This is a genomic window from Bacteroidales bacterium, assembly GCA_018334875.1.
Lineage (GTDB): Bacteria > Bacteroidota > Bacteroidia > Bacteroidales > UBA12077 > JAGXLC01.
Window position 1 is genome coordinate 1 of record JAGXLC010000151.1, and the last position, 9,590, is coordinate 9,590.

At 42.1% G+C, this 9,590-nt stretch carries 14 protein-coding genes; 7 read left to right on the plus strand and 7 right to left on the minus strand.

Annotated features, from left to right (window positions below):
- The 7 genes from KGY70_12245 to KGY70_12275 all read right to left on the minus strand — a co-directional run.
- Positions 1–812: hypothetical protein (locus KGY70_12245; GenBank protein ID MBS3775953.1), on the minus strand; the 812-nt coding region annotated here is incomplete at its 3' end.
- On the minus strand, positions 806–1,177 hold the full coding sequence (locus KGY70_12250; GenBank protein MBS3775954.1) for an NADH-quinone oxidoreductase subunit K: 372 nt from the start codon (positions 1,175–1,177) through the stop codon (positions 806–808). The genes KGY70_12245 and KGY70_12250, both read right to left, overlap by 7 nt.
- A complete protein-coding gene (locus KGY70_12255) occupies positions 1,177–1,884 on the minus strand; it encodes a hypothetical protein (GenBank protein MBS3775955.1) in 708 nt (235 codons plus the stop codon). The genes KGY70_12250 and KGY70_12255 overlap by 1 nt, the downstream gene beginning before the upstream one ends.
- Positions 1,877–2,131 carry a DUF4040 domain-containing protein gene (locus KGY70_12260; GenBank protein ID MBS3775956.1) on the minus strand — a complete coding sequence of 85 codons (255 nt, stop codon included), beginning with the start codon at positions 2,129–2,131 and terminating at the stop codon, positions 1,877–1,879. The genes KGY70_12255 and KGY70_12260 overlap by 8 nt, the downstream gene beginning before the upstream one ends.
- Positions 2,128–2,490 carry a monovalent cation/H(+) antiporter subunit G gene (mnhG, locus tag KGY70_12265; protein ID MBS3775957.1) on the minus strand — a complete coding sequence of 121 codons (363 nt, stop codon included), beginning with the start codon at positions 2,488–2,490 and terminating at the stop codon, positions 2,128–2,130. The genes KGY70_12260 and mnhG overlap by 4 nt, the downstream gene beginning before the upstream one ends.
- A gap of 3 nt (positions 2,491–2,493) precedes the next feature.
- Positions 2,494–2,754: a hypothetical protein gene (locus tag KGY70_12270; GenBank protein MBS3775958.1), complete on the minus strand. Its 261-nt coding sequence runs from the start codon at positions 2,752–2,754 to the stop codon at positions 2,494–2,496.
- Positions 2,747–3,241, minus strand: a complete 495-nt coding sequence (locus KGY70_12275; protein MBS3775959.1) for a Na+/H+ antiporter subunit E — start codon at positions 3,239–3,241, stop codon at positions 2,747–2,749. Before KGY70_12275 ends, KGY70_12270 begins: the two co-directional genes overlap by 8 nt.
- 213 nt (positions 3,242–3,454) lie before the next feature.
- Here KGY70_12275 and KGY70_12280 point away from each other — a divergent pair, with 213 nt between their 5' ends.
- From KGY70_12280 to nqrF, 7 genes are all read left to right on the plus strand, one after another.
- Positions 3,455–4,147: a Crp/Fnr family transcriptional regulator gene (locus KGY70_12280; GenBank protein MBS3775960.1), complete on the plus strand. Its 693-nt coding sequence runs from the start codon at positions 3,455–3,457 to the stop codon at positions 4,145–4,147.
- Between the two features lie 147 nt (positions 4,148–4,294).
- Positions 4,295–5,647, plus strand: coding sequence for a Na(+)-translocating NADH-quinone reductase subunit A (locus KGY70_12285; GenBank protein MBS3775961.1), 1,353 nt, complete (start codon positions 4,295–4,297; stop codon positions 5,645–5,647).
- A 32-nt stretch (positions 5,648–5,679) separates the two neighbouring features.
- Entirely contained in the window at positions 5,680–6,843 is a 1,164-nt protein-coding gene (locus KGY70_12290) for an NADH:ubiquinone reductase (Na(+)-transporting) subunit B (protein MBS3775962.1), read from the plus strand.
- Between the two features lie 15 nt (positions 6,844–6,858).
- A complete protein-coding gene (gene nqrC, locus KGY70_12295; protein MBS3775963.1) occupies positions 6,859–7,569 on the plus strand; it encodes an NADH:ubiquinone reductase (Na(+)-transporting) subunit C in 711 nt (236 codons plus the stop codon).
- Between the two features lie 3 nt (positions 7,570–7,572).
- Complete coding sequence (locus KGY70_12300; GenBank protein ID MBS3775964.1) at positions 7,573–8,226, plus strand: NADH:ubiquinone reductase (Na(+)-transporting) subunit D; 654 nt, start codon at positions 7,573–7,575, stop codon at positions 8,224–8,226.
- Between the two features lie 8 nt (positions 8,227–8,234).
- The gene (nqrE, locus tag KGY70_12305) at positions 8,235–8,852 is read left to right on the plus strand and encodes an NADH:ubiquinone reductase (Na(+)-transporting) subunit E (GenBank protein MBS3775965.1); all 618 of its coding nucleotides are present in this window, start codon (positions 8,235–8,237) and stop codon (positions 8,850–8,852) included.
- 22 nt (positions 8,853–8,874) lie between these two features.
- Positions 8,875–9,590: NADH:ubiquinone reductase (Na(+)-transporting) subunit F (nqrF, locus tag KGY70_12310; GenBank protein ID MBS3775966.1), on the plus strand; the 716-nt coding region annotated here is incomplete at its 3' end.

Sequence of the window (9,590 nt, forward strand, 5' to 3'; positions counted from 1 at the left end):
GTAGCGAACATATTTTGCCATTCTCCACCGGCAATGGGTAACAGCTTATGGAGTACATATACCATGGCAGAGGCAAAACCTGCCGATACCAGGGCTGCCAGACCCGGATGGGCACCTTCATATAAATCCAGCGCCCAGCCATTGGCGGGGAATGGCTTTAGTTCCAGAGCCACTGCGATCAAAACCATAAATACAGCAACAATTCCACCTTTCACAGCGGTCAGGTCCGCGTTGATGATGTCGTTGATGTAAAGCGACCCTGCATATTGGTAAATGAAAATGATACCGATCAGCAGCAGGCCTGAAATGATTCCTGTGGCAATAAGATATTTAAAACCTGCGGACAGGGCCTTGTTTTCGCGTTGCAGCAATACCAGTCCGACAATGGCTACACTGCTCACCTCCAGAAAAACAAAAAGGTTGAACAGGTCGCGTGTCATAATCACTACATTCAAACCCACAAAAAGCAGCAGGTAAACGATCATGGAATTGACCCCCTGCTTTTTCAGCCTGTCCCATAGATAAAAACCTCCCAGCAATCCGATCAGATTTATAATGGAAGTAAAAAATGCCTCCATCTCACCCATTTTCAGGTTGATTGAAAAGGGAGGTTTGAAGCCTGCAGTATAGGTATAATGTGGGGCATTGCCGGCGAATGCTACGGACCATAACCATTGAAAGGAGATAAAGGTCATCAGGGTTAAGGTAAGCAACATGATGGTTCCGGAAGTACTTTTCCCTGCCTTTTTGGTTAATCCGAGCAGAAATGCAATACCAAGTCCTGAAGCAACAATGTATATTGGTTCTACCATTTTAGATCGTTAAAATTTTTGATATCGAGTGTTTTCTTCCTTTGGTATAGTCTTAAGGCATATGCAAGCATCAGGGCTGTAATTCCCAGTCCGATTACGATAGCTGTAAGCACCAATGCCTGGGGCAGCGGATCGACGATCTCCTGTGTTGCATTTTTAATGTTTACTGCTTCATCCAGAATGGGCGCCGTTTTTCCTTTCACATAACCTACACCCACCATTATGATATGGATTCCTGTGTCAAAAAGAGAAAAACCAATGATCATCTTGATGATGTTATGCTTGGTCAGGATGGCCCACAGACCGATCAAGATCAGTAATATACCCGTAATGATCGCTATGTGTGATAAACTGATCTGTTCCATTATATTTCTTCTTTCTGTGTTTCCTGCAGATTGCTTACAATGCCTGACAATTCGGAGCCGACTTTCAATCCTATAAATATATATATGATAGGAATGGCCCCCGCACTGATCAGTTCTCCGAAATCTCCCAAACCGATAATGGTATTATCCAGAAACCCGCTTGCAAGCAGTAGTCCTAGTATGCCCAGTATGATGAAAGAAAAGCCCGATATGGATTCTACAACAGAAATAATCCGGTGATTGACCTTTTTAACCGGATTAGCCAGCAACATTAGAACGAGAGCTGAAGCAAGAATGGCTCCACCCTGAAATCCACCACCCGGTGTTAAGTGTCCATTGATAAATACATAGATACCGAACAGAAAAATAAGGGGCGTGATGACGGTTGCTGCTGTAGCTAATATTTCGCTTGCTTTTCTTATTTTCGGATTATAAGCAGTTGACTCATCATTCCTTATTTTTAATACGAATCCAATGATTGAAGCGGCCAAAAAGAGGATAGTTACTTCTCCGAGTGTATCAAGACCACGGTAAGTGACTATAACTGCGGTTACAAGGTTTGCTGCTCCTACTTCCTGCGGGCCCTTTTCGGCATAACGTGTAGCCACTTCATTAAGATGCTGATCCGGGCCAGCAAATCTGTAGGATTTGAAAAGCATCACGGCAATAACAAACAAAAGGGCAAAAATAAACGCTTTTTTAAGCATGATCCTTTCTTTCTTTTTTGATCTTATTTAATACATAGAAAAAAATGATCGTCGATAATCCGCTGCCAATGGCCGCTTCTGTCATTGCCACATCCGGAGCGGACAGAAGCAGATAGAGTACCGAGGCAAACAGGCTAACTACACCGGCAGCAATAATAGCAACGACAAGTTTTTTGTTCTCAACGGCTATGATCGCCAGTAGTAAAATAGCAAGCGCCAGTATGAGGGCTATTATTGTAATGATCATGTATTGTTGTCTTTTTTGTTGTCAACGGGGATATATTCTTCATCTTCACGGTATTTGTCTACCAGTGTGGCTTTTGTGAGAGGAACGCGGATGTGATGAGAAGCCCTTGCCAGCACATGAGATGAAACGGGATTGGTGATAATTACTGATATAATAAGTATCAGCAACTTGCCCCACCATCCGGGCATGATAAGCAAAATACCGGTGAACGACAGAATGGTTCCCAGTGTTGAGGCCTTTGTGCCAGCCTGTATCCGGTTATAACAGTCGGGCATCCGCAGCAGCCCAATAGAGCCAAGTAGCAGGAAAATGCTTCCTGCCAGTGTGATAAAAGCTCCTATAACAGCAAGTATATCCATATCTTATAATCCTTTTTCCAGATAACGTGCAACAACCAGCACCCCTAAAAAGCTAAGGATACCGTATACCATAGCTATGTCAAGATAGATAATCCTGCCGGAAAAATAAGCAATCCCTGCAATGATGGCGAGCGATGAAATGGTCATCGTATCGAATGAGATTACACGATCGGTGTAGCAAGGCCCCTTTATAAATCTGATCAGCGACAGTATAATGGACAAGAGCATAATTCCAAGTGCTATGGTAAGTATTGTTTCAACCATAAATTTTTTCCAGGTATTTTTCGAATTTGCGAACAATTTTTTCTGTAGCTTCCCGGGTATCCCTGGTTTGCACATCGATCCAGTGAATGTACAACGTATCTTCCACGATATCTATGGTAAGGGTTCCCGGAGTCAGAGTAATGGAATTGGCAAGGATCATACGTCCCATTTTTGACCTGAGCCGGGTTTTTACTTCTACAATACCCGGGTTGATAGGTAGGGAAGGAGTTATCACCCTGCGTGCCACATCAAGGTTCGATTTAATCAGTTCATAAAGAAATACAATAATATATATGAATGTGTAAAGCAATGCGGCGGGAGTTAGCTTAATTTCGGAAAATACATCGCATCTGGCACAGAATATAAGGGAAACTCCCAATGAAAGCAATGCACCTATACCCAAAATCATGGGATCCAGTGTATTATTCAATAATATCCAGAAAATGAATGCGATTATAAAAGAAACGAAGATGTTTTTTAGCTTCATGCTTAACAATTTACACCTCTATATATCTAAAAAAATTCATATAACAAAATTATGATTAAGATGCATATCAACGACATTCTGGTATATTTTCTACACCATAAAACCAGTTGTTCAACTTACAATATATAGTAGATATAGATTTATAATTTTATTGATATATGTTAAAAAAATAAATATATCTTTGCCCCGATTTTTGACACGAACCCTTGTTATATGGCTGAAGCACAAACATTATGTCCCGATTGCCAATACAAATCAGCTTGTTTTGAACAGTTGAATGTTGAGGAGTTACGTTTTGCCGATAAGAGCAAGGTTCAGATTCGCTATAAAAAGGGAGAGACAATCATCAAACAGGGATCTTTCGTGACTCATGTCCTATATGTCAAACAAGGTCTGGTAAAAATTTACAAGGAGCATAGCAGGGAAGCCAATCTCATCTATGATATCTTGCCATCCGGAAGCCTGGTTGGGCTATCCAATCTTTATTACAGTGAGACATTTCAGTTTTCCGCAGCAGCCTTAACTGAAAGTGCCATCTGTTCAATTGACCGGGAAGTTTTAGAAAAACTGGTTACGGATAATGGTGCTTTTGCACGGTCTGTTATGGAATCCATAAACACTGAGTTACAACACTTGCGAAACAAGATGGTGAGCCTGACCCATAAACAGACGAAAGGTAAACTGGCTGATTCTTTATTATATCTGGCAAAGGAGGTGTTTTCATCCAATACCTTTTCCGGCAAACTCTCCCGTAATGATCTGGCAGAGTTTTCGGGGATGTCTATGATGAGTGTTGTCCGAACCCTTCAGGAGTTCATTAAACGGGGATACCTGGAGGAGCGTGAAGGAAAGATAAATATCCTGGATATGGAAGCTCTGGAACAAATTAGCCAGGAAACATTCTGATTCTGATGTTTAGAGAAATTGTTATCATTTAAATGAATAAAAATTGACAAACATTTGTTTTTGTTATTTGTTGAACAGATAAAGTATACCATTTGGGAGTTATAAAAATATGTATATATTTGTTCAAAAATTCACAATAGGCTAAAAATGTCGAAGGTGCACAAGATCAAGCGAGGATTAAATATACCCCTTATAGGGAAAGCAGAAAAAGTTATTAGAAATGCAGAACCTGCGCGGTATTATGGCGTGAAACCGATTGATTTCCAAGGGATGCGCACGAAGTTGCTTGCCTGGCCCGGAGATCGCGTGAAGGCAGGAACTTCCCTGTTTTACAATAAATTACAGCCCCATGTGAAGATGCCTTCGCCGGTAAGTGGAAAAGTGGCAGAAGTAAACCGGGGAGAGCGGCGTAAGATTTTGGAGGTCGTAATTGAACCGGATTCTCAAATGGAATATGAGGACTTCGGTAAGGGAGAACCCCGGGATATGTCAAGGGATGGTGTTGTGGATAAGCTGACAAAATCCGGTTTATGGACTTTTATACGGCAGAGACCCTATTCTATATCAGCCAACCCCGAAGATGATCCAAAAGCCATTTTTGTATCGGGTTTTGACACGGCCCCTCTCGCACCTGATAATGATTTTATCTTAAAAGGGGAAAATGAAGACTTTCAGAGAGGCATCGACGCCTTGTCAAAATTGACTTCCGGTAAGATCCATCTTAATCTTAATTCCGACTATCCGCCTTCGGATGTTTTTACAAAGGCAAAAGGATTGCAAATCAACTGGTTTACAGGTCCTCACCCCGCCGGTAATGTAGGTGTGCAGATCAACAGGATTGACCCCATCAACCAGGGAGATTTGGTATGGTATGTATATCCCCAGGATATCATTACCATTGGCAGACTTTTCGGCAAGGGAATTTATGATGCTTCAAAAGTAATTGGCCTCACGGGGTCGGAAGTAAAAAAACCGATATATTACCGATTACTGAGAGGTGCAAGCATTGAAAACCTGGTAAAAGATCATGTTGAACCCGGTAATTTACGATGTATCAGCGGAAATGTGCTTACCGGCAAGAAGATCAACAGCGAGGGTTATCTGGGTTTTTTTGATAATCAGGTTACCGTCATCCCGGAAGGAAATTATCACGAATTTCTTGGTTGGGCGAAGCCCGGGTTTAATAAATACAGTACTTCCCGGACTTTTTTCTCCTGGTTGCAGCCCAAAAGAAGGTACCGTTTGGATACCAACATCCATGGCGGTGAACGGGCTTATGTCATTTCAGGCGAATATGAAAAGGTTTTCCCCATGGATATTTATCCCGTTCAACTGATCAAGGCCATTATGATTGAAGACATTGAACTGATGGAGAAACTTGGTATTTATGAAGTGGATGAAGAGGATTTTGCCCTTTGTGAATTTGTATGCACTTCTAAAACACCGGTTCAGCCGATTATCAGAAAGGGTCTTGATATGATGCGGGAAGAAATGACCTGAATGATGTAGAATATAAAACTTTTATCATATACATGAAAGCCTTAAGAAGATTTCTTGATAATATAAAGCCTCATTTTGAAAAGGGAGGTAAGTTTGAAAAGCTACAATCCACTTTTGAGGCCTTTGAAACATTTCTTTTTGTCCCTGATCAGGTTACTACGCAGGGTTCTCACATCCGGGACAATATTGATATGAAGCGGACGATGGCCCTTGTGGTTATATCTTTGATTCCTGCCTTGTTATTTGGGATGTGGAATGTGGGTTATCAGCATTATCTGGCAACAGGTCAGGAAGGAAGCACGATAGAGCTTTTTCTGGAAGGATTGAAGCTGGTATTACCAATCGTAATAGTTTCCTATGTTACAGGCCTGGCTATCGAATTTGCCTTTGCACAGATCAGGGGCCATGAGGTGAATGAAGGTTTCCTGGTAACGGGTATGCTGATCCCGTTGGTTTTGCCGGTAGATGTGCCCCTCTGGATGGTTGCTGTCGCTACAGCTTTTGCAGTGATTATAGGCAAAGAAGTTTTCGGAGGTACCGGAATGAATATCCTTAACCCTGCTTTAACCGCCAGAGCTTTTCTATTCTTTGCCTATCCTGCATATATGTCGGGCAATCAGGTGTGGACCCACGGTTTAATGGAAGGTGAGGGAATTGTCGACGGATTCTCCGGGGCAACTCCCCTTTCTATGGCGGCAGAGGGAAATGTAGATAATATACCGGCGGTAAGCGATATGTTTTTTGGATTTATCCCCGGTTCTATCGGTGCAACTTCAGTTGTGGCCGTATTGATAGGAGCGTTTATTCTATTGTTTACAGGAGTGGGGAGCTGGCGGATTATGCTTTCCACCTTTGCAGGAGGACTGGTCATGGGATTTCTGCTGAATGCATTTGCCGTGAATCCCTTTATGGAGATACCCGCCTGGCAGCATCTGGCAATGGGTGGTTTTGCATTCGGAGCCGTGTTTATGGCTACGGATCCGGTTACAGCCGCAAGAACCAGAAAAGGAAAATACATCTACGGATTTCTTATTGGTTTACTGGCCATCCTGATTCGTGTAGTCAATCCGGCGTATCCTGAAGGGATCATGCTGGCCATTCTGTTAATGAATGTCTTTGCCCCTTTAATTGATCATTATGTGGTAGAATCGAATATTAACAAACGTCTGAAAAGGGCTGAAGCACAAGCAGCTTAAAAAAATATACCAGATATGAAGCAGTTTAGCAATACCTATATCTTTATATTTTCACTCCTTATGGTGGTAACGGTAGCTACCATATTGTCCGTAGTAGCCATGCAGTTACAACCCATGCAGAAGAAAAATATTGAGACCAACAAAAAGCAGAATATACTTCTATCGCTGAATATTGAAAGCAATAAGGACAATGCACTTGATCAATACGATAAGTATATCACTGACAGTTATGTCATCAATTCGGAAGGCGAGCGATTAGAAGGAGTAGATGCTTTTTCCGTTGATCTGAGCAAGGAAATTGTAAAACCTTTTGAAGAGCGCAGGCTCCCGATATATGTTGGGACGGTAGGTGACAGCACCCAATATATCATTCCTATTCGGGGAAAAGGATTGTGGGGACCGATATGGGGATATATTGCACTTAAAAGCGACTACAACACCATTTACGGAACGAATTTTAGTCATGACAGTGAAACCCCCGGTTTGGGCGCGGAAATTGCGACCAGGCAATTCCAGAAGCAGTTTATAGGGAAGAAAATTTTTAATGAGGAGGATGAATTTGTGTCCGTTGATGTGGTTAAAGGAGGTGCACCTTCCGGCGCACCCCATGCTGTAGATGGGGTCTCCGGTGGAACCATCACCAGCAAGGGTGTGGACAGTATGCTTGAGGATGTTATCGGAGCTTATGTGCCTTATTTAAAAGAAATGCGTAATAAAAAGAGTTAACCTATGAGTCAGGATAAAGAACCTTTGTTTTCGGCAAAAAATATGAGATTACTGAAGGAGCCTCTGGACGATTCCAATCCGATCACCGTTCAGGTGCTTGGAATCTGTTCGGCTCTGGCCATTACGGTAAAACTTGAGCCATCACTGGTTATGGCGCTTTCGGTTATTTTTGTAATGGCCGTTTCCAATGTGGTGGTTTCTCTGTTACGCGCAAAGATACCACCACGAATTCGAATAATTGTGCAATTAACTGTTATTGCTTCCCTGGTAATCCTTGTTGATGAGTTTTTGGCAGCGTTTGCCTATGAGGTCAGCCAGCAGCTATCGGTTTTTGTGGGATTGATTATTACCAATTGTATCATCATGGGCCGCCTGGAGGCTTTTGCCCTTGGTAATAAACCCTGGCCCGCATTTCTTGATGGAGTTGGTAATGCTGCAGGATATGGTGTTATCCTGGTGATCGTAGGATTCGTCAGAGAACTGTTTGGATCCGGTACCATATGGGGTTATCAGGTGATACCTGAAACTTTTTACAGCGTTGGATATGAGAATAACGGGCTTTTTATATTACCCCCAATGGCACTTATAACCGTAGGAATTATTATATGGGTCCAACGCTACAGGAACAGAAAATTGATTGAAGAAAGACAAATCTAAATTGAGCTATGGAAAATTTAGTCAATATATTCGTTAAGTCCATCTTTGTTGATAACATGATATTTGCCTATTTTCTGGGCATGTGCTCTTATCTTGCCGTTTCAAAAACTGTAAAAACATCAACAGGTCTGGGATTGGCCGTAATTTTTGTTCTGGGCATTACCGTGCCCTTCAATTATATGATACATAATTATCTGCTTAAAGAGGGTGCGTTGACCTGGCTAAGTCCGGCTTTTTCAGATGTTGACCTCAGTTTTCTCAGTTTTATTTTGTTCATAGCAGTAATCGCTTCAATGGTACAATTGGTTGAAATGGTGATTGAGAAATTTTCACCTACACTATACAGCAACCTGGGAATTTTTCTGCCATTGATCGCAGTCAATTGCTCCATCTTGGGTGGATCTTTGTTCATGCAGGAAAGAGCATACAATACCCTGGCAGAGGCAACCGCCTTCGGATTGGGTTCCGGTGTAGGATGGTTCCTTGCTATCATTGGAATTGCGGCCATTCGTGAAAAAATTCGTTATTCCAATGTACCCGCTCCTCTGAGAGGGCTTGGAATTACATTCATTATTACAGGACTGATGGGAATTGCGTTCATGGGATTCATGGGTATAGAACTATAAATTCTGTAAAACAAAAAAGGAAATGATCTTACTGGCAACCAATACAACAATCATTTTATTAAGCATAGCTGTTTTTTTATTTATTATTCTGGCCCTGGTGCTTATTTTGCTTTATGCGAAGAAGAAGCTGATACCACAGGGTAAGGTTAAGCTCAAGGTCAATGTTAAAGAATATACCGTGGACCCGGGTCAGACCATATTATCTGCCCTTTCAAATCAGGGGATATATTTGCCTTCTGCCTGTGGTGGACAGGGAACGTGTGGCCTGTGTACATGCCAGATACTCGAAGGAGGTGGCAGTATACTCCCGACAGAAAAAGGTTTTTTTACCAGAAAGGAAGAAATGGAGAACTGGCGGCTGGGATGTCAGGTGAAGATAAGAGATGATATGACCATCAAAGTACCGCCGGAGGTCATGGAGATCAAGAAATATGAGTGTGAGGTTGTTTCCAATAAGAATGTGGCTACATTTATAAAAGAGTTTGTGGTTAAATTACCAGAGGGAGAAACCATGAATTTCGAGCCCGGCGGATATATTCAGCTCGATGTCCCCAAAATCGAAGTCGATTTTTCAAAAGATGTTGAGGTAGAAGATGAATTCAAAGATGAATGGGATCGTTTTGGCCTTTGGGATTTAACAATGAAAAACAATGAGGAAATCTTCAGGGCTTATTCAATGGCCAATCATCCTGCAGAGGGGCAGATCATCAAACTGAATGTGCGGATCGCTACCCCACC